This window comes from Catellatospora paridis, from assembly GCF_009720365.1.
In the GTDB taxonomy this organism is placed as follows: domain Bacteria; phylum Actinomycetota; class Actinomycetes; order Mycobacteriales; family Micromonosporaceae; genus Catellatospora; species Catellatospora paridis.
In genome coordinates, this window is sequence record NZ_WBZD01000020.1 from 283123 (window position 1) to 308203 (window position 25081).

Genomic DNA, 25081 nt, shown 5'->3' on the forward strand with positions numbered 1-25081 from the left:
GGTGCGACCGGCAGCCCGCCGACCGCCGGGTTCGTGATCTGTTTTTGTGGACGCTGGGTGCCGTTATAGGGGCATCCAGCGTCCGCAAAAACAGATCATGGGGTGGGTAGGCGGCTGACCGCGAGCGATATGGGCGGTTTGCGGAAGGGCCGGTCAGAGGGTGGCCTGGAGGGCGGCGTCCTTCTGGGCGACGAGTTCGGTGAGGCTGTGGGCGTAGTCGGTGAGCTTGGCCCGCAGCGTGGCGTCGTGGGCACCGAGAATGCGGGCCGCGAGCAGTCCCGCATTGCGGCCGCCCGCGATCGACACGGTGGCGACGGGGATGCCCGCTGGCATCTGCACGATGGACATCAGCGAGTCCATGCCGTCGAGGTACTTCAGCGGCACCGGCACGCCGACCACCGGCAGCGGCGTCACGCTGGCGACCATGCCCGGCAGGTGGGCCGCCCCGCCCGCGCCCGCGATGATGACCTTGATGCCGCGGTCCGCGGCCGACTGCCCATAATCGATCATGAGTTGCGGCGTCCGGTGCGCCGACACGACCCGGACCTCGTACGACACGCCGAACTCGGCAAGCGCCTCGGCGGCGGGCTTCATCACCGGCCAGTCCGAGTCGGATCCCATGATGATCCCGACCTGCGGTGCAGGAGTCTGCTCGCTCATGCCTCGAGTGCCTTTCCGTAGGTCAGCCAGTGGCCGGCGCGGGCCGCGCGGGCGCGGCAGTCGGCGAGGTCGTCGCCGAGCGCGGTGACGTGCCCGATCTTGCGGCCGGGGCGGGTCTGCTTGCCGTACAGGTGCACCTTCACGCCCGGCTCGGCGGCCATCAGGTGGTGCAGCCGCTCGTCGATCGACATGCCGCCCTCGGGGCCGCCCAGCACGTTGGCCATCACCACGGCCGGCGCGGCGAGCGAGGTGTCGCCCATCGGGTAGTCCAGGACCGCCCGCAGGTGCTGCTCGAACTGGGAGGTGCGGGCGCCCTCGATGGTCCAGTGCCCGGAGTTGTGCGGCCGCATGGCCAGCTCGTTGACGACGAGCCGCGGCGCGCCGCCCGGCACGCGGGGGGCGACCTCGAACAGCTCCACCGCCAGCAGCCCGACCACGCCCAGCTCGTTGGCGATGTCGATGGCCAGCTTCTGCGCCCCGACGGCGATCTCCTCGGGCAGGTCCGGGGCGGGGGCGAGCACCTCGACGCAGATGCCGTCCTGCTGCACCGTCTCGACCACCGGATACACCGCGACCTGACCGTACGGCGAGCGGGCAACCTGCACGGCGAGTTCGCGGCGCAGCTCGACCTTCTCCTCCACGATCAGCTCGGCCCCGCTGGCCAGCAGGTCGATGATCTCCTCGACGTCGTTGACGACGAACACACCCCGGCCGTCGTACCCGCCGCGGGCCGTCTTCACGACCGCGGGCAGCCCGAAGGCGACCAGCTCCGCAGCAGACGAGATCGGGGCCCAGCGCGGCACGGGCGCGCCCAGCTCCGACAGGCGGCGGCGCATCAGGTGCTTGTCCTGGGCGTACTGCAGCGCGTCCGCCCCCGGGAAGACCTTGTGGCCCGCCGCGACCAGGGCGCGGATGTGTTCGCCGGGCACGTGCTCGTGGTCGAAGGTGACCACGTCGCACGACTTGGCGAAGGTGCGCAGCGCGTCCAGGTCGGTGTGGCTGCCCAGCTGGACGTCGGCCGCGACCAGGGCCGCGGACTCGTCGACGTCGTTGGCCAGCACCCGCAGGGACTGGCCGAGGGCGATCGCCGCCTGGTGGGTCATACGGGCGAGCTGGCCGCCGCCGATCATGCCGACGACGGGGAGGCCGGTGCGAGTGTCCATCGGCAAGGAGTCTAATCAGCGCCGACGTGCCGAAGCCTTAGCGCCCTTGCGTCCAGTGGACTGCGCCACGCGCCGCGGCGCGGCGAGCGCCAGCACCAGCGGGGTGCGCTCGTCGCCCTGGCCGAAGGGGTTGCGCTCACAGAGCCGCTCCAGGAGCCCCGCGGGCGGCTCACCGGGCTGTGACCAGCCCAGCAGCCGCATGCCGCCGTCTCCTGCGCCGACCACGGCGCAGCCGGCCAGCATGGCGTACACGTCGTCGGGCAGCGTCTTGCGCAGCGCCGCGACGATCTGCTCGGCGACCCGGTCGGCGTCGCGCGGCGGCGGCACCACGGCCAGGTGCGCGGGGGGGCAGGCCTGCTCGCGGGGCGGGCAGACGGAGCGGACCAGCGGCCCGGCGATGCGCTCGGACCAGGCGCGGCGGCCCAGCCGGGCGCACAGCACGGCCAGGCCGAGCCGGGTGGCGCCGCCGTGGTCGAGTGCCACCTGCATGCTCCACGGGTCGGCGAGCCCGACGGCGGGCCCCGCGAGCCGGACCAGCGCGCGGGCGTAAGAGCCGGGCTCGATCTCCCAGATGGCCCGGGACAGGCCCTGGGCCACGGCGACCGGCTTCGCCGCGACGAGCAGGTGCCAGGGCCGGCGCAGTGCCTGGCGCGCGTTCTTGTCCGCGCCGTGCGCGAACTCGGCGACGTACCAGGCGAACTTGTCGGCGATGCGGTCGCCGGCCGCGATGGGCTCGGTGACCACGGCGTGGGTGGTCCAGTCCTGCCCCGCCGCGGCGATCACGACCGGGCCGGGCGCGGGGCGGGACGCGGGCACGTCGGGGGTGCGCTCGTAGGGCGCGAGGACCGTGGTCAGCCAGCGCTCCAGTAGGTAACGACGCCACAGCCGGGCCACGTCGGCCTCGTTCGCGGTCGTCAGGTGCTGCATGACGGCGAGGCCCTCGTGGTCGGTGCCGCCGTGGCGCGGATACAGCAGTGCGCCGATCGTCTCGGCGCGCAACCGCAGCAGGATCTCCCGCAGCGGCGGCTCCAGCGTGGCGGCGGCGGGGGCGGCCCCGGCGGCGCGCAGCGAGACCGGCGGCAGCGTGCGCTCGGCGAGCCCGCGCAGTTCGGCCCGCAGCGCCTCGTCGGTGGTCTCCAGGTCCCGGTACGGGAAGCGCAGCGCGACGCCGTAGCGACTGGCGACCCGGTCGGCCAGGCGCGGCAGGTGCCCGACCGGCCCGCTCCAGCCGCCCGCGCCCAGCAGCGCGTCGACCTCGCCGCCGGTCGCCCGGGCCACCGCCCAGGCCAGGTAGGAAGACAGGTCGGGCATGGGCTCGCCGACGTCGGCGAGGAAGCCGTCGACGTCGATCTCGTCGGCGAAGAACGGCAGCGCCCGGTGCCGCACACTGCTGTCGGGCAGCGGCCCGAGCAGCGCCGAGGCGTACGCGGACGAGTCCGCCGGCAGCCCCGGGAAGTTCACCGAGTACACCGGCAGCCCCCGGTGCTCGGCACGCTCGGACAGCGCCGCGCCGAGCACCGCCGCGCCGGGCAGGCCGGGGCCGAGCAGCACGCCGAGCCGCCCCTCGCCGACCGCGCCGAGCAGCGCCATCCGGCCGGTGACCGGGTGGCCCCGGTGCCGGACCGGCGGGTGCGCGCGGACCAGCCAGCCGTCGGTGTGCCCGGCCGAGATCTCGACGACCTGGTGCGGCAGCACCCGGCGGATGCCGTCGAAAAAGGTGGCCGCGCCCTCGTCGCAGCTGCCGACGGCCAGGAACCGGGCGACGGTCTCCGGGTCGGGCCGGGCGGGCACCCCCGCGGCCAGCAGTGCGGCGGGCTCGCTGGCGACCAGCACCGCGCCGCGGCTGCGTGCGTAGTAGAGCGGCGGGCCGTCGCCGTTGCGGGCCAGCACCAGGCCGTCCGGATCGGCCATGATCAGGGTGTACGGGTCGGGACCGCCGACCAGGCCCAGCGGCCCGCGCTCGGCGTACCGGTGGGCCAGGGTGCTCAGCTCGACGATGCCGTCCACGATCAGCGTGGTGACGTCCAGCCGGTGCACGATCGGCATCGCGGCGCGGATCAGGAGTTTCGCGGAGCCGCAGACCCCGCGGGCCTCCTCGGAGCCGCGCGGGGCGAGCGCGCGGGACAGTGCGGTGAGCGTGTCGGTGGAATTGCGATCGGAGCCGAAGCTCAGCAGAGCGGCGAGACCGGCCACGCGACCATCTCCTCAGGGAAGGCTGAGCGACCTGTGGCGTCGTGCTGCGGAGCAGCATCGGGCACGCCACGGTCGTCGGGGGAACCCTCAGCCTAGCCAGGATTGTCCGTTTGGCCGCCCATATCGTGCTATCAGGCGAGAATTGTCGCCAGTTCGACAGTTGTCGTCACCGGACGGTCGCAGACGAATCCCCGGCAGACGTACGCCGTGGGCTGGTCACCGACCATCGGGCGGCCCGCCAGCAGCGGCACGCCCGGCGCGTCCGGGTGACCCGCCACGATCACCGCTCCGGGTGGCGCGTGTTCGATCGCGGTCAGCAGCAGCGGGTCGGTCTCCGGGTCCGTGGTCGCGATCGCGATCTCGTACGGCCCCGACAGCAGCGCCTCGGCCCCCGCGGCGGCGTACCCCGCGAACCGGGGGTGCCGGGCCAGCAGCGGCACGATCGTGGACAGCGCCCGCTCGGCCAGCTCGTGCCAGCGCGGCTCACCGCTCAGCGCGGAGTAGCTCAGCAGCGCGTTGACCAGCGACGACAGCCCCGACGGGGTGGCGTTGTCGGTCGGGTCGGCGGGCCGGATCACCAGCTGCTCCGCGTCGTCGGCGGTGTCGTGGAAGCCGCCCTGCCCGTCCCGGAACCGCTCGGCCGCCGTGTCCAGCAGCGCGCCGGCCGCCGCCAGCCAGCGGCCGTCACCGGTGACCTGGTGCAGGGCGCAGAACGCCTCGGCCACGCAGCCGTAGTCCTCCAGCACCCCCGCCGGCTGCCCGACCGCCCCGTCCCGCGACACCCGCCGCAGCCGCGCTTCGCTAGTGGCTCCTCCCTGCGGCCCGCCTGAACGGCGGTCCCCCGAGGACTCCCCACCAGCGCCCACGACGTGCGTGGACAGCAGCAGCTCGCCCGCCTCCACCGCGATCGCGCGGAAGTCCACGTTCTCCACGTCGGCCACGTCGCCGACCTCGGTGTAGTTGCGCCAGAACTCGCACAGCGCGGTGACCGCCAGCCCGTTCCAGGCCGCGACCACCTTGTCGTCGCGCATCGGCTGCGGGCGCTCCCGGCGCGAGGCCATCATCAGCCCCCGCACCCGCTCCCAGCGCTGCTGCACCTCCGGCGCGACGTCGTCGATGTCGCGCTTGAGCACCAGCACCGACGTGCCGTGCTCGAACGTTCCGGCGTCGGTCACCCCGAACAGGTCCGCCGCGAACGCCGCGTCGTCCTCGCCCAGCACCTCCACCAGCTGCGCCGGGGTCCACGAGTACGTGGTGCCCTCCACGCCCTCGGTGTCGGCGTCCAGCGCCGAGGCGAAGCCTCCCTCGGCCGTCTGCAGGTCGTTGACCAGGAACATCGCCGTCTCGGTGGCGATCCGCTGGGCCAGCGGATCGGCGGTCAGCCGCCAGATCTCGTTGTAGACCCGCAGCAGCAGCGCGTTGTCGTACAGCATCTTCTCGAAATGCGGCACGGTCCACGTCGCGTCCACCGCATACCGGTGGAAGCCGCCGGCGAGCTGGTCGTAGATGCCGCCGCGGGCCATCGCCTCGCCGGTGTGGCGCACCAGCTCCAGCGCGTCGGCATCCTTGGCCCGCTGATGGTGGCGCAGCAGGAACAGCATCAGCATGTGCGGCGGGAACTTCGGCGCCCCGCCGAACCCGCCCCGCACGCTGTCGTAGTCGGCGCGCAGCCGCTCCACGGCATGGTCCAGCAGCTCCTTGGTGATCTCGCCGCCGCCGCCCTCGATCGGGTTGCGCGCGATCGCCTCGACCACCGCATCACCCTGCTCCAGCACCTGCGTGCGCTGATCGCGCCAGGCCTCGGTGACCGCCTCCAGCAGGCGCGTGAACTGCACCTTCGGGTAGTACGTGCCGCACAGGAACGGCTTGCCGTCGGGCGCGGCGAACACCGTCATCGGCCAGCCGCCCTGCCCGGTCATCGCCTGCGTCGCCGACATGTAGACCGCGTCCACGTCGGGGCGCTCCTCGCGGTCCACCTTGATCGCCACGAAGTGCTCGTTCACGAGGTCGCCGACGACCACGTCCTCGAACGACTCGTGAGCCATAACGTGACACCAATGACACGCTGCGTAACCAACGGAGATCAGCACCGGCACGTCGCGGCGCTTGGCCTCCTCGAACGCCTCGTCACACCACGGCCACCAGTGCACCGGGTTGTCGGCGTGCTGCAGCAGGTAGGGCGAGGTCGCGTCCCCGAGTCGGTTCACACGTCCCACCCTCTCACAACGCCCCGCCCCATACCCCGGTGCCCCATTTGTCGGCGCCGGCTCCGCGTCGCGCTCGTTACCCCGTTGCCACCGGGGGTGCCTTCGTGATGAGGTCGCGGGCATGACGGGGGCGACTTTCCAGGACACGCAGACGGCACTGACCACAGCGCAGCAGGCTGCGCTCGCGCACGTGACCGAGGTCGCGGCGCGGCATCGGCTCCGCGCGCTGGAACGGCTCGGCGACGTGCCGGATCTGGTCGCGCTCGTGGCGGCCGCCACCGCGCACGGGCGGGTCACCCTGAACTTCCATCCCGACCGGCTGCTGGCCGACGGACGCACCGTCGCCGAGTCGATGGCCGCCGACGGCCGCTACCGCAGCCAGTTCGAGACCGGCGTCTCCAATGGCAGCCGCACCGCCTTCCTGCAGGGCGACCGCGACCACTGGGAGGAGTCGCTGTTCGGCGGGGCATATCAGGCCCCGGGCACGACGCTCACGGAACGCCCGCTGTACGGCGGCCTGAACCTGCTCGGCCACCCGGACGGCGCGTGCCCCCGGTTCGGCTCCTGCCACGTGCGGCTGCGCCCGTCGGTGAACGCGCGCTGCACGGTCACCGTGGGCGACAGCCATCTCGGCCCCGCCGACGTCGGCACGCTCGCCGCCTTCGAGCCGGTGCTGGCCGGTCTCGTCGAGCGGGCCCGCGAGACCGGCGTGACGCTGGGCCGTCCCGATGCCGACCCGCTCACCGTGCTGCGCGGACTCGCCGCAGCGGCCGCGGCGGACGACCACGGCCGCGCCCTGGACGACTATCTCGAAGTGCAGGTCCACGGCCCGGTGGACCTGGCCGTGGACGCCGAGGCGCTCGTGCTCGACCCGAGCTTCCGCGGCACGCCGTCCGGCGACCTGCTCACCGGTCTCGCCGCCCGGCTCGGCATCGGCCGGGAGTGGCACACCGGATTCGAACTGACCGCCGCCGAGGTGGGGCCGGACTTCCGCGGCCCGGCGATCCCGCCGCTGGCCGCGGAAGTCTGCGCGCGGTACGCGGGCCCGCGCGGCACCTTCGACGCCGAGCTCGTCGGCCGTGCCGCCGCCGACATGCTCCGCCACCCGGAGTCCTGGTCCACCTGGGGCACCCCCGACGAACTCCTGCAGTACGTCAAGCAGCTCTGGCACACCCTCGTCCACGCCGGCCGCCCGTTCGCCGGTCGCTGACGCGACTGCGCTGACCGCGGTTCGGCAGAGTCCGGGCACGGACCGACCGGTGGCCGCGATCCTTCCTGGACCGCGGCCACCGGTCGGTGACGTGAGGTCAGCGGCTGGACTTCATGGCAGCCAGGCGGGACTCGATCTCCTGGTCGCGCGACGAGGCGGACAGCTCCTCGAACTGGGCGTCCAGGCTGGAGGCCTGCAACTCCTCGTGACCCTTGAGCCGGGCCTCCTCGCGGCGCACCATCTCCTCGAAGCGGCTGATCTCGGTCGTCGGGTCGAGCGTGTTGATGCTGTTGACCGAGGCCTGCACCCGCCCTCGCGCCTCGGTGACCTTGGCCCGGCCGACCAGCTCGTCGCGCTTGCGGCGCAGCTCGTCGAGCTTGCCCCGCATCTGCGTGACACCCTGCTTGAGCTGGTCGGTGACCTGCGTCTGCTCGGCGATCATCGGGCCGAAGCTCTTCACGTCGTTCTCGTACGCGATCTGCTTGCCGATCGCGATCCGGGCGAGGTTGTCGAACTTGTCCGCGTCGGCGGGATTGGCCGAGCGCACCTTGTCGGCCTTCGCGCTGGCCGCCTGCGCCTTGGTCTGCCACTCGGCGGCGTTCTTCGTCGCCTCCGCCGAGTCGGCCTCCAGCAGGCGCAGGTTGGCGATGGTCTGCGCCACGGCGTTCTCCGCCTCGCCGATGTTCGCGGTGTAGTCGCGCACCATCTGGTCGAGCATCTGCTGCGGGTCCTCGACGTCGTCGAGGATGGCGTGGATGTTGGCGCGGGCCATCTGGGTGATCCGCCCGAGGATCGACTGTGCCGCCATGATCAATTTCCCCCTGTCATCGCTTCTCCGGTCTCATCCACGTGCTGGGGCCGCCGAACCGGCCCTGGACCGGCGGCGCACCGGGGGTCGTCGCGCTGCCGTCGGACTGGCTGGCCTCGCTGGTGAGGCCGATGCGGAAGCCGCCCATGCCGCCCCCGCCGAGCACGCTGTCGAGCAGGATGCCGCCGAGGACGGCCCCGCCCATGCCGCCCGCCGCCGCCGTGCCGAAGCCGCCGGGACCGCCGATGATCACGCGGCCGCCGCCCGCCTGACCGCTGTAGCCGGACGGGAACGACCAGCGTTCGATGTCGTCGCGGGCCGAGTCCATGGCCTGCGCGGCGAGGTCGTGCGCGCGCTCCGCGGCGGCCAGCGCGTCGACCGGGTCGCCCCCGCTCTCGGCGCGGTCCAGCAGCGCGTGCGCTTCGGACAGCCGGGCCCGGGCGGTCGTGCCGACCGCCCCACGGCGCGTGGTGATGTAGCCGGTCGCGGAGTCCACCGCGGCGCGGGCCGCGTGCAGCGCCTGGTCGAGCTGTCGGCGGGCCTGCTCGGTGCGGTTGGCCGCGTCGCGTACGCCCCCCATGGCCTCGGCCAGTCCGGACGCCGCGCCCTCCAGCCGGCGCATCATGCCCAGCGGATCGGTCTGCGGTTTGCCCAGTTGTGTGCGGACGTCGCCGGCGACCTGGTCGGCGCGGGCCACCGCGGCCGCCAGGTTCATCTGGTCCGCGCCGCCCGCCCCGCCCGCGGCCTGCATGGCGGCCTTGCCCGCGGCGACCTCGCCCTGCATCTCGTCCACCAGGCGGGTCACGTTCTGCCCGGCCGTGTCCAGGTCGGCAGCGGACTTGTCGAGCGCGTCCAGCAGGCTGCCCGCCTGGCCGAGCGCCTGCTCGGCGCCGCGCAGCGCGAGCGCCGCCTTGCCCCGGTCGCCCGCGGCGAGCCCGGCCGCGGACTGCCGCAGCTGCTCGTCGGCGAAGTCGAGCCGGGCGACGGCCTCGGTGACGTTGCCGGCCACCGGGGTGAGCGCGCCGTCGGTGTAGCGGTCGGTGAGCCGGGCGAGCGTGGCCTGCGCCCCGGGGAGCCGGTCGCGCAGCTCGCCGGCGCGGGCCAGTAGCGACTGGCCGAGCTCCTCGGCGTTGGCGCCCATCGCGCGCAGCTTCTCGAACGCGTCCGCCTCGGCGTCCAGCCGCCGGTCCACCGCGCCGCAGCGGTCGACGATCTCCCGCAGCAGCTGCCGCCGGGTCGTGTCGTCCTCCGGGATCTCGTCGTCGAGCTGGTGCCGGATGCGGAACGCCGCGGCCAGATCCTCCTTTGCGGAGGCGACCGCGGTGGCGAAGGCGGTCACGGCCTCGGCGCCGTACTGGGCGGTGGCGAAGCCGAGTTCCTGCTCGCTGGTGCGCACCGCGTTGTCCACGGCTACCAGCTGCCCGTTGGCGTACGTGGACAGCTGGACGGTGCTGTACGCGGCGAACGGGTCGACCGGCCCGGCCTGCTGCGGCGTGGCCTTCGCCGTGCCCGCGTCACGCCGCCGTCGCCGCCCTGCCACCGTCAGCGCCAGGACCACGCCCAGCACGATGATGGCGAGGCAGCACAGGACCGAGAAGAGATCGACCTCACTGGTCTGCACCGGCACGTGATCACGATATCGCCCGCAATCACCCCTAACCCGGCGAATAGTCTGCCCTCGATCCGCCGTCAGGCGGTGTGGGGGCGGGCGCGCAGCGGACGGATGGGGCGGGCGGCCCGGGAAAGGGTGTGCAGGGCTTCGGTGATCTCGTCGGCGGGCAGCGGATGGGAGAAGTGGAAGCCCTGGCCGGCGTCGCAGCCGAGGCGGCGCAGCGCGGTCCGCTGGTCGGCCGTCTCCACGCCCTCGGCGACCACCCGCAGGCCGAGCTGGCGGCCCAGCTCGACGACCGCCTGCACGATGGCGGCGGCCTGGCGCGAGTCGGCCATCCGGGCGACGAAGGTGCGGTCCACCTTCAGCTCGTCGACCGCGATCCGGGTGAGGAAGGTCAGCGACGAGAAGCCGGTGCCGAAGTCGTCCACGGCGAACCGCACCCCGAGTCCGCGCAGCTCCCGCAGCACCTGGTCGGTGATGGGCAGCGGGCTGAGCACCACCGTCTCGGTGATCTCCAGGACCAGCCGGGACGCCGGTATGCCGTGGCGGCGCAGCAGCTCGTCGACGTCGGCGGGCAGCTGCGGGTCCAACAGACTGCGCGGGGACAGGTTCACCGCGACGGGCACGTCGAGGCCCTGCGCGGTCCACTCGGCCGCCAGCGTCAGGGCCTGGTCGAGCACGTGCCGCGTGAACCGCCCCAGCAGGTCGCTGGCCTCCACGGCGCGCACGAAGTGCTTGGGCAGTAGCAGGCCCCGGCGCGGGTGGTGCCAGCGGATGAGCGCCTCCACCCCGGACGGCGCGCCCGTGTCGAGGTCGACTGCGGGCTGCATGACCAGGTGGAGCTGGTCGTCGGTGGCCAGTGCGGCACGCAGCTCGGCGACCAGCGCCAGCCGGTCGGTGCTGGTCCGGTCGCGGTGCGGGTCGTACGCCGCGACCCGCGAACCCGACTCCTTCGCCTGGTAGAGCGCGATGTCGGCCCGGCGCAGCAGCTCGGTGAGGTCGAACTCGCCCGCGGTCGCCACGGCCACTCCCACCGAGACCTCGGCCGACAGCGTCACCCCGGCGACCTCGGTGGGGCTGGCCAGCGCCGCGGTCAGCATGCGCGCGCGGCGCTGGGCGACGAGGTTCGCGGCGCTGAGCCGGTCGACCTCGTCGTGCTCGGCGGACAACCCGGGCAGGTCGGTGACCAGCAGCGCGAACTCGTCTCCGCCGAGGCGGGCCAGCAGCTCGCCGTGCCCGACGTCGGCGGACAGCCGCGAGGCGGCGGTCTGCAGCAGTTCGTCCCCGGCGAGGTGGCCCAGGGTGTCGTTGACCTCTTTGAAATGGTCCATGTCGAGCAGCAGCAGGGCGACCGGGATGCGGGCGTCGAGGCCGCGCAGCACCGCGTCGCCGCGGTCCATCAGCGCGTCGCGGTTGAGCAGCCGGGTCAGCGGGTCGTGATGGGACTCGTACATGGTGCGTTCGCGCAGCTCGCGAAGGGCGTTGTGGGTCGCGGCGTCGTGCAGGGCGGCGGCCAGGGCGTCTCCGAACACGGCGAGCCGGTGCTGGTCGTTGGGCCCCCAGGCGCGCTGGCGCAGCAGCCGCAGGGTGAGCACGCCCACCCGGCCGCCGGCCACCTCCAGCACCCGGGTCACCGCGGGCGCCCGGCCCGCCTCGGCCGGCGGCACGGCCGACACCGGCTCGACCTGGACCTCGTCGCCGGTGCGCAGGCTGCTGCGGTATCGGGTCTGCGAGCCGAGCACGGTGAGCTCCACCGCCCGCACCGGGAACAGGGAACGGGCCGCCTGCAGGCCCTCCTGCGCCACGGCCAGCTCGTCCAGCCGGTGCAGGGAACGGCTGGCCAGCGCGAACGCCCGCCAGGTGCGGCGCTCCTCGTCCTCGTGCACCCGGTGCACGTAGAGCTGGTGCAGCAGCCACAGCAGCGGCGGCAGCACCCACAGCCAGCTGCTGCCCCACAGCCGGACCGCGACCAGGCCGAGGGCGACGTTGCCGACGATCATCACGGGGGTGCCCCGCAGCGCCTGCCAGACCACCCCGATCATGTTCTGCCCGTCGCGCACCGCCAGGTGCACCGCGAGCAGGACGGCACTGCTGAGCAGGTAGATCAGCGCGGCCAGCACGACCACGGCGGCGGCCTGCGCCGACATCGGCACCACCGGCACCCCGCCGGCCCAGACGACCAGCGCGGCGACGGCCGCGGACAGGGTCAGCGACGCGGCGGCCCGCACCGTCTCGATCGGACTGGTGCGGTTGCCGGAGACCACCGACACCACCGGCTTGGCCAGCAGCACGCCGATCCCGGCGGCGGCGGGGATCCACGTCACCGGGACCAGGATGAAGCCGACGATCAGCGCGGCCTCGCCCCAGTCGACGTCGATGGTGGTGGAGCCGACCCGCATCCGCAGCCCGAACAGGTGGGCCAGCGTGATCAGGCAGATGAGCAGGCCGAACTGGCCGAGGTCACCCTCGCGCACGCCCAGGATCGCGCCGATGCCCGCGACCAGGACCGCGGTGACGACAAGACAGGTTATGACAATGCGGACACGTGACGTCAACGAGGCGGCACCGGACCAGCGATAGAGTCCGTCCGCCGCGCGCGTGAGCCACCTGCCCATCCGTGCCCCCTGTCCGAGCGCACCTGAAACGGAGGCCCGTCGTCTCCATCTGAAGACGACGCGCTCTCCGCCTGACGCGACAGGCCGTGTCCGATTCCCTCGGTCCGCCTAGCGAGGGTCCGGCGTGACGGGCGAGTCCGTCCGCGCACCGTCACTCATGCTCGCCGAATCGAACGTCTCGGGCAACCGCTTCAGGCGCTGATTCATGTTGCGAATCAGGAAAACCGTTGCAGCGGCCAGGAGCAGGATCAACAGCAGCGCCATCGGTCCGGCGAGACCGTCGCCGGACCGGGTGTCGCCGAAGTTGTTGTCGGCCAGGAACTCCAGCATGTGCCTCACCTATCCGCTACCGCCGGCGCGCGTACGCCGGCGAACAGGTCGTCCTCGGGGATCGCGGTAGCCACGGTCGACCTGACCAGCTGATAGTCCTCGGTCGGCCAGGCCGCGCGCTGCACGGTCAGCGGCGCGCGGAACCAGGGGCCGTCCGGGTCGATCTGGGTCGCGTGCGCGCGCAGCGCGTCGTCACGCAGCTCGAAGTACTCGCCACAGGGCACCCGGGTGGTGATCCGCGGCGACTTGTCGCCCACCCAGTCGTCGTTGAGCCGCTCGCCGTAGGGCGACTCCAGCCCCGCCGCCTCCATCGCCTCGTGCAGCGCGGTGAACTTCACCTTGGTGAAACTGATGTGGTAGTAGACCTTCGGCACCTCGAAGGCCGGACCGAAGTCCGGATACCGCTCCGGGTCCGCGGCGGCCTCGATCGCGGCCATGCTGACCAGGTGGGTCTGGATGTGGTCGGGGTGCGGGTAGCCGCCCTCTTCGTCGTAGGTCAGCAGGACCTCCGGCCGGAACTCGCGGATCAGCTTGACCAGCGGCGCCGCCGCCTCCTCGACCGGCACCCGGGCGAAGCAGCCCTCAGGCAGGCCGGACGGGTCGTCGTGGGTGTAGCCCTCGACCCAGCCCGAGTCGACGAAGCCGAGCCAGGCCTGGTCCACACCGAGGATGTCGCGGGCCGCGGCCATCTCCGCGCGGCGGATCTCGGCGATGTTCTCCCAGACGTCCGGGCGGTCCAGTTTCGGGTTGAGCACGTCACCCCGCTCGCCACCGGTACACGTGACGACCAGCACCTCCGCACCCTCGCGGACATACCGCGCCATCGTCGCGGCACCCTTGGACGACTCGTCGTCCGGATGCGCGTGCACCGCCATCAGTCGCAGCCGCTGCGTCACCGTGCTCTCCCCACGTGCGAGAATCGACCCTGACAGTGTTCCTCACGCGTCTGACGCGTCACACGAAGGACCCCCACCGGTGACCGAGACCTCCACCGACACCGCCGCCGGCCCGGTGGCCGAGCGCGCGCCGTGGCCGGCCGGGCGTTACGGCCGCCGTCGTGAGCAGCGTCCCGCCTCCCGCTCGACCGTGCTCGTGCTGGCCGTGCTGACCGTGCTCGCCATGACGTTCATCGGAGCCCGCCTCTACCGGGCGTATGGTGACGGAGACTACACAGCGTCGGTGACGGCGTTCGACGAGGTCACCGACACGCAGGTCGCGGTGACGTTTTTGGTCCGGATGCCGGCCGACGGCACCGCGGTCTGCCTCGTCCGCGCGCGGGACTCCACCGGCACCGAGGTCGGCCTGGAAGAGGTCACGGTGCGGCCAGGTCCCGATCCGGAGCGCACCATGGTGACGCATCGCCTGGTCACGACGGGACGCCCGGTGACCGGTGAGGTTAAGGGCTGCCACCCGGCGTGAGTCGCTGGTAGGTTGGTAACTTCGCCCATCGCGCTCAATGGGGCAGGTACCTCTGCAGCGCATGGCCGGTCCGCACCGCCGCAACGATACCCAGAACCCGTAAGACCTGAGGAGAACGCCCGTGTCCACGACTGATGCCACCTGGCTGTCCCAGGACGCGTACGACAGGCTCCAGGCCGACCTGAACGAGCTCATCGCCGCTCGGCCCGCGATGGCCGCCGAGATCAACGCCCGCCGCGAGGAGGGCGATCTCAAGGAGAACGGCGGCTACCACGCCGCCCGCGAGGAGCAGGGCAAGGCCGAGGGACGCATCCGCCAGCTCCAGGAGCTGCTGCGGGTCGCCCACGTCGGCGAGGCCCCGCGCGGTGACGGCGTCTCCATCGGCAACGTCGTCGTCATCTACTTCGACGACGACACCTCCGACACGGAGACCTTCCTGCTCGGCTCCCGGGAGATCGCCGCGACCACGGACCTGACCGTGTACTCCCCCGAGTCGGCCCTCGGCCAGGCCATCATGGGCGCCCGCAAGGGCCAGACCGTCACCTACACCGCCCCCAGCGGCGTGGACATCAAGGTGACCGTCGTCTCCTTCGAGGCCTTCGGCGGCTGACCCCCGCCCCACGCCACACCCTCCGGGCCGGCACCGCTCCCGCGGTGCAGGCCCGCCCTTTTACCCCACCGCCCCCCAAGATCGCGACGATCTTGCGTGAACTGTTGGCCTTATGTCCGAATCACCCGTGTCGCACCCACACGCCACGCAAGATCGTCGCGGTGGTGGGGTTCAGTGGAACGGGGTGTCGACGTCGACCTGGTAGCCGGCGGCGCGGAGGGCGCTGACGAGCTGGTCGGAGTGCTCGGCGCCGCGGGTCTCCACGGAGAGTTCGACCTCGACCTCGCCCAGGTGCAGGCGGGGGTCGTGGCGTTGGTGGGCCACGTCGAGGACGTTGGCGCGCTGCTCGGCGATCAGGGTGAGCAGGGCGGCGAGCTGGCCGGGGCGGTCGGCGCAGCGGACGTTGACGTGCAGGTAGCGGCCGGCGGCGCTGAGGCCGTGCTCGATGACGCGCAGCATCAGCAACGGGTCGATGTTGCCGCCCGACACCACGGCCACGACCGGGGTCTTGACCTGCACGTGGCCTGCCAGCAGGGCGGCCACGCCGACCGAGCCGGCCGGCTCGGCGACCATCTTGCCGCGCTCCAGCAGCATCAGCAGGGCGCGGGAGATCTCCTCGTCGGTGACGGTGACGACCTCGTCGACGAGCTTGCTGATGTGCGCGAAGGTCAGGTCCCCGCAGCGGCCGACCGCGATGCCGTCGGCGATCGTGGCCACGCTCGGGATGCGCACCGGCCGTCCGGCCCGCAGCGCGGGCGGCACCGCGGCCGCGCCGGCCGCCTGTACGCCGATGATCGTGATGTCCGGGCGCAGCGCCTTCGCGGCCACGGCGAGACCGGAGATCAGGCCGCCGCCGCCGATGCCGGTGATGATCGTCTGCACGTCCGGGCGCTGTTCCAGGATCTCCAGCGCGACCGTGCCCTGCCCGGCGATCACATCCGGGTGGTCGAACGGGTGGATGAAGACCGCACCGGTGCGCTCGGCGAACTCCTGCGCCGCGACCAGCGCCTCGTCGACGGTGTTGCCGGCGAACTCGACCCGCGCGCCATACCCCTTGGTCGCGGCGACCTTCGGCAGCGGCGCGCCCATCGGCATGAACACGGTGGCCCTGGTCTTGCACAGCCCGGCCGCGAGCGCGACGCCCTGCGCGTGGTTGCCGGCGCTCGCCGCGACCACGCCCCGCGCCCGCTCCTCCTCGCTGAGCCGCGAGATCCGCACGTACGCGCCGCGCACCTTGTAGGAGCCCGCGCGCTGCAGGTTCTCGCACTTCAGCCAGGTCGGCCCGCCGAGCTTGGCCGACAACGGCCGGCACGGCTCGATCGGGGTGGTGCGTACGACGGACCGCAGGCGCTCGCGCGCCGCCTCGATGTCGGCCAGGCTGACCAGCTCAGGTGTCACACGCTGATCGTGCCACTCGGCACGGCCGCGGGCACAACGGGGACATGCGCCGCCCGGGCGCGCTCGATCCGCGCAGTCTGCGCCCGGCTGATCGACAGGATCAGCTTGACCAGGAAGAACCCGGCGAGCACGGTGCCCGCCGCCTCGACCAGGCCGAAGATGAACATGTTCTCGAAGTAGGCCACATGCGCCGCGAAGGTGTTCGTGTCGGGCTCCATCCGGCCGGCGGCCTGCGAGGTGGCCAAGCTCACCACGTACCCGGCCCACCACAGGCCGGTGAACAGCCCGACCCGCCGGTGCTGGAGGCTGGCGGAGGCGACCTGGTGCATCACCCGGCACGGGACGACGAAGTTCGCGAACGGGACGAACCACCCACCGATCGCCCAGCCCGCCGCCATACCCGGCTGCGCCTCGGGGAAGGCGTCGAGATTCACCCGCGCGCGGAACAGCCAGATGATCACCAGCACGCCCGCGACCAGCATGCCGAGCAGGTCCACCCCGGTGATCGCCAGTTCGACCAGGTAGGCCTGCTGCAGCAGGTCGGTGTCCCGGTCGGCCTGGGCCTGCTCCGCCATGGCCTCGGGCAGCAGCGCCAGCATCACGCCCAGCACGGTGAGCACCGTGGAGACCACCACCGCGGCGACTGCGGCCAGGCCGATGCCGTGCACGGTGTGCACCTTCGCCTCCGGCCAGATCAACGGAGCGGTGCGGTCCAGGCCGCAGGCACGGCAGTAGATCCCGGTCGCCGGGTTGTCGGCGGAGCAGTGAAGGCAGGGCACGGTGTACTCCAGGGTCGAGGGCCCACGGAGGGTAACCGAGCAGCAGGTGCCGATGGCACCCAGGCCAGGTGAACCCCGACCACACCGGACTCCACCATCACGATCCGTGACTGCCGCAGCGGGTCGGGCCGGCCGCGGCCCCTGGGACCGCTCAGTTCGGGCGGGGGAAACCCGGGGCGTGCCTGCGCCAGGGCGCGGCCAGCTCGATCTGGCCCGCCACCGCGAGCAGCAGCAGCTCCGTGCCGGGCGGGCCGATCAGCTGCACCGTGGCGGGCAGGCCGTCCGGGCGCACCCCGACGGGCAGGGTCATCGCCGGGAAGCCGGCGATGTTCCACGGCGCGGCGAACGGCGCGTTGCGCACGTTGGCCACCACGTTGGTCAGCCAGCCTCGGCGGTGCCAGTCGCCGGCCTTCAGCGGCGCTCCGGCCAGCACCGGCGTGAGCAGCAGGTCCACCCCGTTGTCGACGAAGAAGTCCAGGCAGGCGTCGCGGAACTCCTTGCGGTCCTGCTCGCGCACGTATCCGCGCCGCCAGGCCCAGCCACCCACGGCGACGTGCCGCCGGGTGCGCTTCTGCAGCTTCCACCGCTCGATCCCGGCCGCCTCGACATCGCGGTATGCCGCGGCGAACCAGGTCGCCAGACCGCGCAGGCCGATCGAGGTCGAGTACGCCGGGTCGGCGGTCAGGGTGTCGTGGCCGCACTCCGCCAGCAGCCGGGTGGCGGTGCTCACGGCGGCCCGGTTCGCCTCGTCGGCGCCCGCCCCGGCCACGGGCGACTTCAGCGACACCGCGATGCGCAGCCGGCCCGGCTGGCTGAGCGGCTGCGGCGTGCGCCCCGCCAGCACCGCGAAGCCCAGCGCCGCGTCGGCGACCGTGGTGGCCAGCATGCCGTGCTCGACCAGGCCGAACCAGGCGTCGGCGCCCAGGTTCACCGGCAGCACGCCCCGGCCCGGCTTGAGCCCGATCAGGCCGCAGCAGGCCGCCGGGATGCGGATGGAGCCCAGCCCGTCGTTGGCGTGGGCGATCGGCACCAGGCCCGCCGAGACCGCGGCCGCCGAGCCGCCGGAGGACCCGCCCGGAGTGCGGTCCAGCGCCCACGGGTTGCGGGTCACCGCGCTGTCGTCGTCGGTCACGCCCCACAGCCCCAGCTCGGGCATCCGGGTCGTGCCGACCACCACCGCGCCCGCGCCGCGCAGCCTGCGTACCAATTCGTGGTCCTCCTCGGCCACGGCCTGGCGCGCGCCCGCGGAGCCGTGCCACGTCGGCAGCCCGGCGACCGGGGTGTTCTCCTTCACCGCGATCGGCACCCCGGCCAGCGAGAGGTTGCCCATCTCGCCCTGGTCGTCGACCTTCTCCGCCTCGGCGGCCGCCTCTGCTGCACGCACCGTGCGGAATGCCGCGACGACCGGGTCGGTGTGCGTCAGGTAGTCGAGGTGATCGGCCACGACCTGCGTCGCCGACGTGTCACCGCGTCGCACGGCCCGCGCGATCTGCTTTGCGGTGGCGCCGACCCAGGTGTCCGCCATCTCATTCCTCCACCACGTCGAGACCCACAACCGGTGCTCCAGTATGGAGTGCGGTGACGCGACGTGAGCAACAGGAGCCTTGCCGCAACGGAATTCATTGGCGATGCTGGGCAGATGCAGCCGGAACAGCAACGTCGCGATTGGACCGTGCCCATCGTGGTCGGCGTGGTCGTGGTGATCGTCGCGCTCGTGGTGTGCCTCGGCGGAGCCGCCGCCGCGTATTTGCTGACCCGGCCCGGTCCCGTCGCGCCGTCTCCGTCGGCCTCGCCGTCGCCGAGCCCGGTCGCCGTGGTGCCGTCGCCGGCGCCGGTCTCGCCCGCGCGGTGCCTGATAGGACAGTGGCGCGAGACGTCATACACCTCCAGCGCCGAGCTGTTCGGGGTGACCGTGCAGCTGACCGGGGCAGGCACGCTGCTGAGCTACGGCGCGGACGGCACCCTGGTCACCGTGGACAAGGTCACCCGCACGGGCACCCGCAACGGCGACCGGTACGAGGTGATCCACAACGGCACGACCCGGCTGAACTACGAGGCCGACGCCGAGATGATCAGCTACAGCAACGCGTCCGCCACGGGCACCACCACGTGGAAGGTCAACGGCAGCGTCCGCGACCGCGAGAACCTCAGCACCACTATCACGCCCGACCGCTACACCTGCAAAGGCGACAAACTTCGCATCTACGGCGACGGCTACTCCATCGAAGCCGACCGCATCCTCCCACCCGGCCGCCCCGTCTGACCCTTCCCGGCGTGGAAAGCGAAAGATCGCTGTCCCGTGTCGAACCTGCGGTTCAACCCGAGGTTCCGACAGGAAACAGCGATCTTCGCTTTTCCACGCCAAGGTCAGCCGAGGGCGGTGGCCAGGTCGGCGAGGAGGTCGTCGATGGTTTCGATGCCTACGGAGAGGCGGATGAGGTCGGCGGGGACCTCCAGCTCCGAGCCGGCGACGCTGGCGTGGGTCATCTTGCCGGGGTGCTCGATCAGGGACTCGATGCCGCCCAGGGACTCGGCCAGGGTGAACACCTTGGTCGTGTTGCACACCCGCTCGGCGGCCGCCGGGTCGCCCATCCGGAAGCTGATCATGCCGCCGTACCGGCGCATCTGCTTGGTGGCCAGCTCGTGGCCGGGGTGCTCGGGCAGGCCCGGGTAGAGCACCTGCTTGACCTTCGGGTGCCGGGTCAGGAACTCGGCCACCTTCTCGGCGTTGTCGCAGTGCCGCTCCATGCGTACGGCCAGGGTCTTCACCCCGCGCAGCGTCAGCCAGGCGTCGAACGGGCCGTTCACCGCACCCATCGCGTTCTGGTGGAACTGCAACGAGTCGGCCAGCGCCTTGTCGTTGAGCACCAGCGCGCCGCCGACCACGTCCGAGTGGCCGCCCACGTACTTCGTGGTCGAGTGGACCACCACGTCCGCGCCCAGCGCCAGCGGCTGCTGCAGGTACGGGCTGGCGAAGGTGTTGTCGACCACCAGCAGCGCGTGTGCGTCCCGCGACACCGCGGCCAGCCCGGCGATGTCGGCGATGCCGAGCAGCGGGTTCGTCGGCGTCTCCACCCAGACCATCTTCGTGTTCGGGGTGATCTTGGCGCGCACGTCGTCGACGTCGGAGATCCGGGCCGCGGTCCAGGACAGGCCCCAGCGCTCGGCCACCTTCGCGAACAGGCGGAACGTGCCGCCGTACGCGTCATCGGGAATGATCACGTGGTCGCCGGGCTTGCACACGGTGCGGATGAGCGTGTCCTCGGCGGCCAGGCCGCTGGCGAACGTGAGCCCGCGCGAGCCGCCCTCCAGCGCCGCCAGGCACTCCTGCAGGGAGTCGCGGGTCGGATTGCCGGACCGGGAGTACTCGTAGCCCAGCCGCGGCGAGCCGACCGCGTCCTGCTTGTAGGTCGACGTCTGGAAGATCGGCGGGATCACCGCACCGGTGCGCTCGTCCGGTTCTTGGCCTGCATGGATGGCGAGCGTTTCAAACCCGTAAGACATTCCACCAGCGTAGAGGAGGACACTGGAGACATGTTCCTTCGCCACAAGAAGCTCGATGTCGTCAACGCCAGCGAGGCCCTGGCCGGCCGGGACACCCCGATCGTGCCGCCGGCCGAGCACTTCGTGCTGGGCACCCCGCTGTCCGGCCCCTGGCCCAAGGGCTATCAGGTGGCCGTCGTGGCCATGGGCTGCTTCTGGGGCGCCGAGCGCCTCTTCTGGAAGCTGGACGGCGTCTACTCGACCTCGGTCGGCTACGCCGGCGGCATCACGCCGAACCCGACCTACCAGGAGGTCTGCTCCGGCTTCACCGGGCACACCGAGGCCGTGGAGATCGTCTTCAACCCCGAGGTCATCTCGTACGCCGAGATCCTGCGGGTGTTCTGGGAGAACCACGACCCGACCCAGGGCATGCGCCAGGGCAACGACGTCGGCACGCAGTACCGGTCGGCGATCTACGCCACCACGCCGGAACAGCTCAAGGAGGCCGAGGCCTCGCGCGACGCGTTCCAGCCGGTGGTGACCGCCGAGGGCTACGGCCAGATCACCACCGAGATCGCGACGCTCGGGGACTACTTCTACGCCGAGGACTACCACCAGCAGTACCTCGCGAAGAACCCCGACGGGTACTGCGGCATCGGCCCCAACGGCATGAGCTGCCCGATCGGCGTCGCCAAGACCGACGCCTGACCCGCTGCGCAACCCGGCAGGCTGTGCCGGACGGGTGCCCCCGTCCGGCACAGCCTGCGTTGATCGCGCCAGAACGTAGCGGCCGCCCCGTCCCGAGGCAACGGCGTTGTGCGATGGCCGTCGGAGACGGTCGGCGAATCAGTCGTGCATGGATGGTGAAGATCGGCTCACCCGGTCACGGCGACCTCGGAGGTCATCTTGCGCAGGTGGCCGACGACGCGCTCCGGGCCGTGCAGACGCACCCGCACGGTGTGCCGGATGTCGCCGCTGGACGCGCCGAGCCGCAACTCCAGGTCGCCCGGCTCGACGATGCGCCGCCCGTCGCGGCCGGTGAACGCGGACAGGTCGGCGGGCACGGTGAACTCCACCCGCCGCGCCGCACCCGGTTCCAGTGCCACCCGGGCATACCCGATCAGCCGCTGCACCGGCCGGGTGACCTGGGCGACCGGATCGTGCAGGTAGAGCTGCACGACCTCGGTGCCGGCCCGCTCGCCGGTGTTGCGCACCGTCAGCGCCACCCGCACCGCCCCGTCGGTCGGGCAGGCCGTCTCCTGCTCGGCCGGCGGCTCGGGCTCCCACGCGAAGCTCGTGTACGACAGCCCGTGGCCGAATGGGAACAGCGAAGTCGGGTCGACGGTGCTCACCTCGGTGGCGTGCCCGAGCGGCGGCATGAGGTAGCTCGCGGGCTGCCCGCCCGGGTGCCGCGGCACGCCGATCGGCAGCCGCCCCGACGGGTTGACCCGGCCCGCCAGCACCCCGGCCACCGCCGGCCCGCCCTCCTGACCGGGGAAGAACGCCTGCACGATCGCGGCGAGCCGGTCCACCCACGCACCCAGGGCGTACGGGCGTCCCGACAGCAGCACGGCGACGACCGGCCGCCCGGTGTCCAGCAGCGCCTCCAGCAGCCGCTCCTGCACGCCGGGCAGCCGCAGCTCGCCGACGTCGCAGCCCTCGCCGGAGGTGCCCTTGCCGAACAGGCCGGCCCGGTCGCCGAGCACCACGACGCAGACGTCGGCCTGCTCGGCGAGCGCGACGGCGGCCGCCAGGTCCGCGGTGTCCGTGCCGTCGACCGCGCAGCCCACGGCGTGGGTGAGCGTCGCCTTCGGCAGTTCGGCGCGCAGCGATTCGAGCACCGTGGGGATGGACACGCCGAGCGGCAGGCCCGGGTGGTGCAGCCCGACGTGGCGCGGGAAGGTGTAGCAGCCGAGCATGCCGTCGGCGTCGTCGGCCAGCGGCCCGACCACGGCGATCGAGGCGGTCGGCGACAGCGGCAGCACCCCGTCGTCGGCCAGCAGCGTCACCGACTGCTCGGCGAGCTGCCGGGCCAGCTCACGGGTGGCGGGCGGGTCGAGGTCGACGCTGCCGGGGCGCGGCGGGGTCCAGCCCGGGTCGAGCAGGCCGAGCTCGCACTTCTGCCGCAGCACCCGGCGCACCGCCCGGTCCACCAGCGTCATCGAGATCGCGCCGTCCTGCACGGCGTCGGCCAGCGGCCGCCCGTAGCAGCGCACGATCGGCAGCTCGACGTCGACTCCGGCGGCCAGCGCGAGCCCGGCGGCGGCGGTGAGGTCGCCCGCGACGCCGTGCAGCGAGTGCAGGAAGGTGATGCCGAAGTAGTCGGCGACCACGGTGCCGTCGAAGCCCCAGGCGCCGCGCAGCAGGTCGGTGAGCAGCCTGCCGTCGGCGGCGGCGGGCACGCCGTCGATCTCGGCGTACGAGTGCATGACCGAGCGCGCGCCGCCGTCGCGCACCGCCATCTCGAACGGCGGCAGCATCACGTCGGCCAGCTCGCGGGGTCCCATCGCGACGGGGCCGAAGTTGCGCCCGGCCCGGGACGCGGAGTAGCCCGCGAAGTGCTTGAGCGTGGCCACGATCCCGGCCGACTCCAGCCCCCGCACGTACGCGGTGCCCACCGTCGCGACCAGATACGGGTCCTCGCCGATGGTCTCCTCGGTGCGCCCCCAGCGGGCGTCGCGGGACACGTCGAGCACCGGGGCGAGGCCCTGGTGCACGCCGACGGCGCGCATGCCCTGGCCGATCGCGGCGGCCATGCGCTCGACCAGGTCGGGGTCGAAGGTCGCGCCCCAGGCCAGCGCGGTCGGGAAGATGGTCGCGCCGTGGGTGGTGAACCCGGTCAGGCATTCCTCGTGCACCAGGGCCGGGATGCCGAACCGTCCGGACGCGACGATCGCCTCCTGCAGGCCGGCCAGCCGGGCCATGCCCTCGGCGGGGTTGACCGGGGCGGTGCCGAACGGGCGGGTCAGCTGCCCGAGCCCGTCGGCGATCAGGGTCTGCCAGTCGAACCCGTCCTCGACCATGTCCTGCTGGTATGGCGCGACGTCGTCGCCGTCCGAGCCCGCGCCGGGCCACACGCTGTAGAGCTGGGCGATCTTCTCGGCCGGGGTCATCCGGCGGATCAGGTCGTCGACCCGTCGCTCGACCGGCCGCGTCACGTCGCGCCAGGGCTGGTCGTCGGGTCCGAGGCCGGTCACGGCCGCGGTGGCGGCGTCCTTGTGGGTCGACATCGCCCTGCCTGTCTTCCACCCGGAATGACTGAACTTCCGGTAGTTTCCGGTATTCACACCTCACCGCTGAGGCATCAGCCATCGCACCCTAGCACCCTGATCCGGCGTACAGACAAGGGTTGCGAGCCACTTTGTCACCCACACCGTCGAATTCGGAGGCCGCAAACGCGTTCCGAAACTTTCGTAGCCGCGTCCCCGCACTTCCGGAACCCCCACCCTCCCTCCGGGCCGGAAGCAAGCCCCATGATCGCCCGATGTGCCTGGCAGATGGGCGAAAGGCGGCTCAAGATACGCACAGGTGCCCGGCACGTCGAGCGATCATGGGGACCTCCCCGGCGGACTGCGGCCCGCCCCGTGATCAAGGTGACGTGGTCGGGGCCGGACAGAGCCGTGACCAGCCAGTAACGTGCCGGGCATGACGCTGACGATCCGCCGGGGCGGCACGCCCGAGGACGTGGCCGCGATCGGCGAACTGCACGCGCTGAGCCGCCGGTCGGCATACCGGGAACTGCTCACGCCGCAGGAGCTGGCCGAGATCACCGTGGCGTGCCAGCAGGAGAAATGGGCCCGGCGGTGGGCCGCCGAGGCGGACACCCACCGCCTGTACCTGGCCGTACGCGGCGACACCGTGCTCGGCTTCTGCTACCTGGGCCCGGCCGGGGCGCAGGAGCAGGCCCCGGCGGGCACCGGAATGCTGAACGCCATCCACGTCCACCCGGACGCGATCGGCTCGGGCATCGGGCTGGCGCTGATGAACACGTGCCTGACCGAGTTCGCCGCCCTGGGCCACCACCAGGCGATGCTGTACGTCGTCAGCGACAACACCCGGGCCCGGCGCTTCTACGAGCGCGGCGGCTGGGCGGCCGACGGCGTCACCCGCACCACCCCGATCGGCCCGGCGGACGTGCCGGTCGTGCGGTACGCCCGCCCGATCCCCTGATCGCCCGCCGCGCGGCTCAACTGCCGTTGGAGTCCGAGTCGGCGGCCAGCACCAGCACGGCGAGGTGGCCGTCGCCGTCCTCGGTGACCTTCAGCAGCATGGTGTTCTGGAAGATGCCGTCGCCGTCGTTGAACGTGTCCCGCCCGGTGTGCGACGCATACGGCGCCGCCGCGAACACCTTCGTGTTGAGCGCCTCGTCGAACATCAGCTGGGTGGTCAGCACCCGGGAGTTGCTGACGTGCACCATCGCGTGGATGTGCACGGTGCGGCCGCGATACCAGCCGGGCCAGACCGTGGTGAACTCGACGATGCCGTCGGCGTTGGTGACCTGAGCCCCGCGCAGGTAGCGCTTGTCGTCGACCGGTTGCAGATCGGCCATGCCGTCGTTCGCCCCGCCGCCGTTCGCGCCGCCGGGCGGGTTCCC

At 72.5% G+C, this 25081-nt stretch carries 20 protein-coding genes and 1 pseudogene; 6 read left to right on the top strand and 15 right to left on the bottom strand.

Going from position 1 to position 25081, the window contains the following annotated elements; genetic code table 11:
• Positions 1 to 153 precede the first annotated feature (153 nt).
• The 4 genes from purE to F9C41_RS33845 all read right to left on the bottom strand — a co-directional run bounded on the left by purE (position 154) and on the right by F9C41_RS33845 (position 6223).
• Entirely contained in the window at positions 154 to 660 is a 507-nt protein-coding gene (purE, locus tag F9C41_RS33830; RefSeq protein WP_155390908.1) for a 5-(carboxyamino)imidazole ribonucleotide mutase, read from the bottom strand.
• The gene (locus F9C41_RS33835; protein ID WP_155390909.1) at positions 657 to 1823 is read right to left on the bottom strand and encodes a 5-(carboxyamino)imidazole ribonucleotide synthase; all 1167 of its coding nucleotides are present in this window, start codon (positions 1821 to 1823) and stop codon (positions 657 to 659) included. Before F9C41_RS33835 ends, purE begins: the two co-directional genes overlap by 4 nt.
• Positions 1824 to 1838: 15 nt before the next feature.
• Positions 1839 to 4016 carry an asparagine synthase-related protein gene (locus F9C41_RS33840; protein WP_155390910.1) on the bottom strand — a complete coding sequence of 726 codons (2178 nt, stop codon included), beginning with the start codon at positions 4014 to 4016 and terminating at the stop codon, positions 1839 to 1841.
• 131 nt (positions 4017 to 4147) lie between these two features.
• A complete protein-coding gene (locus F9C41_RS33845) occupies positions 4148 to 6223 on the bottom strand; it encodes a thioredoxin domain-containing protein (RefSeq protein ID WP_155390911.1) in 2076 nt (691 codons plus the stop codon).
• Between the two features lie 121 nt (positions 6224 to 6344).
• On the opposite strand from F9C41_RS33845, the gene F9C41_RS33850 reads away from it, so the two are divergent.
• On the top strand, positions 6345 to 7433 hold the full coding sequence (locus F9C41_RS33850) for a DUF3626 domain-containing protein (RefSeq protein ID WP_155390912.1): 1089 nt from the start codon (positions 6345 to 6347) through the stop codon (positions 7431 to 7433).
• A 97-nt stretch (positions 7434 to 7530) separates the two neighbouring features.
• On the opposite strand, the gene F9C41_RS33855 is transcribed toward F9C41_RS33850, so the two are convergent.
• The 5 genes from F9C41_RS33855 to mca form a co-directional block, all read right to left on the bottom strand.
• Complete coding sequence (locus F9C41_RS33855; RefSeq protein ID WP_155390913.1) at positions 7531 to 8241, bottom strand: PspA/IM30 family protein; 711 nt, start codon at positions 8239 to 8241, stop codon at positions 7531 to 7533.
• 16 nt (positions 8242 to 8257) lie between these two features.
• Positions 8258 to 9868, bottom strand: coding sequence for a TPM domain-containing protein (locus F9C41_RS33860; protein WP_155390914.1), 1611 nt, complete (start codon positions 9866 to 9868; stop codon positions 8258 to 8260).
• Between the two features lie 62 nt (positions 9869 to 9930).
• Entirely contained in the window at positions 9931 to 12408 is a 2478-nt protein-coding gene (locus F9C41_RS33865) for a putative bifunctional diguanylate cyclase/phosphodiesterase (protein WP_230690206.1), read from the bottom strand.
• Positions 12409 to 12576: 168 nt separating this feature from the next.
• The gene (locus tag F9C41_RS33870) at positions 12577 to 12798 is read right to left on the bottom strand and encodes a hypothetical protein (protein WP_120321494.1); all 222 of its coding nucleotides are present in this window, start codon (positions 12796 to 12798) and stop codon (positions 12577 to 12579) included.
• Positions 12799 to 12803: 5 nt separating this feature from the next.
• A complete protein-coding gene (mca, locus tag F9C41_RS33875; RefSeq protein WP_155390916.1) occupies positions 12804 to 13694 on the bottom strand; it encodes a mycothiol conjugate amidase Mca in 891 nt (296 codons plus the stop codon).
• Between the two features lie 79 nt (positions 13695 to 13773).
• Here mca and F9C41_RS33880 point away from each other — a divergent pair, with 79 nt between their 5' ends.
• Complete coding sequence (locus F9C41_RS33880) at positions 13774 to 14217, top strand: DUF4307 domain-containing protein (RefSeq protein WP_230690207.1); 444 nt, start codon at positions 13774 to 13776, stop codon at positions 14215 to 14217.
• 121 nt (positions 14218 to 14338) lie between these two features.
• Positions 14339 to 14827, top strand: coding sequence for a transcription elongation factor GreA (gene greA, locus F9C41_RS33885; protein WP_155390917.1), 489 nt, complete (start codon positions 14339 to 14341; stop codon positions 14825 to 14827).
• A gap of 171 nt (positions 14828 to 14998) precedes the next feature.
• Here the strand turns inward: greA and ilvA are convergent, their stop codons facing one another.
• The 3 genes from ilvA to F9C41_RS33900 form a co-directional block, all read right to left on the bottom strand.
• Positions 14999 to 16225 (bottom strand): threonine ammonia-lyase, encoded by a 1227-nt coding sequence (gene ilvA, locus F9C41_RS33890; RefSeq protein WP_155390918.1) that lies wholly within the window; start codon positions 16223 to 16225, stop codon positions 14999 to 15001.
• Positions 16222 to 17004, bottom strand: a complete 783-nt coding sequence (locus tag F9C41_RS33895; RefSeq protein WP_155390919.1) for a DUF4328 domain-containing protein — start codon at positions 17002 to 17004, stop codon at positions 16222 to 16224. Before F9C41_RS33895 ends, ilvA begins: the two co-directional genes overlap by 4 nt.
• A gap of 151 nt (positions 17005 to 17155) precedes the next feature.
• A complete protein-coding gene (locus F9C41_RS33900; RefSeq protein ID WP_155390920.1) occupies positions 17156 to 18529 on the bottom strand; it encodes an amidase in 1374 nt (457 codons plus the stop codon).
• A gap of 114 nt (positions 18530 to 18643) precedes the next feature.
• Here F9C41_RS33900 and F9C41_RS33905 point away from each other — a divergent pair, with 114 nt between their 5' ends.
• The gene (locus tag F9C41_RS33905; protein WP_155390921.1) at positions 18644 to 19267 is read left to right on the top strand and encodes a hypothetical protein; all 624 of its coding nucleotides are present in this window, start codon (positions 18644 to 18646) and stop codon (positions 19265 to 19267) included.
• A 104-nt stretch (positions 19268 to 19371) separates the two neighbouring features.
• Here F9C41_RS33905 and F9C41_RS33910 read toward each other — a convergent pair whose 3' ends face one another.
• The gene (locus tag F9C41_RS33910; protein ID WP_155390922.1) at positions 19372 to 20508 is read right to left on the bottom strand and encodes a cystathionine gamma-synthase; all 1137 of its coding nucleotides are present in this window, start codon (positions 20506 to 20508) and stop codon (positions 19372 to 19374) included.
• Positions 20509 to 20538: 30 nt separating this feature from the next.
• Between F9C41_RS33910 and msrA the strand changes: the two genes are divergently transcribed.
• Positions 20539 to 21195 carry a peptide-methionine (S)-S-oxide reductase MsrA gene (gene msrA, locus F9C41_RS33915; protein ID WP_155390923.1) on the top strand — a complete coding sequence of 219 codons (657 nt, stop codon included), beginning with the start codon at positions 20539 to 20541 and terminating at the stop codon, positions 21193 to 21195.
• Between the two features lie 167 nt (positions 21196 to 21362).
• On the opposite strand, the gene F9C41_RS33920 is transcribed toward msrA, so the two are convergent.
• A complete protein-coding gene (locus F9C41_RS33920; protein ID WP_155390924.1) occupies positions 21363 to 23717 on the bottom strand; it encodes a beta-xylosidase/alpha-l-arabinosidase in 2355 nt (784 codons plus the stop codon).
• Between the two features lie 415 nt (positions 23718 to 24132).
• Here F9C41_RS33920 and F9C41_RS33925 point away from each other — a divergent pair, with 415 nt between their 5' ends.
• Complete coding sequence (locus F9C41_RS33925; protein ID WP_155390925.1) at positions 24133 to 24657, top strand: GNAT family N-acetyltransferase; 525 nt, start codon at positions 24133 to 24135, stop codon at positions 24655 to 24657.
• A 16-nt stretch (positions 24658 to 24673) separates the two neighbouring features.
• Here F9C41_RS33925 and F9C41_RS33930 read toward each other — a convergent pair.
• Positions 24674 to 25081: pseudogene (locus F9C41_RS33930) on the bottom strand (hypothetical protein); the annotation flags it as partial.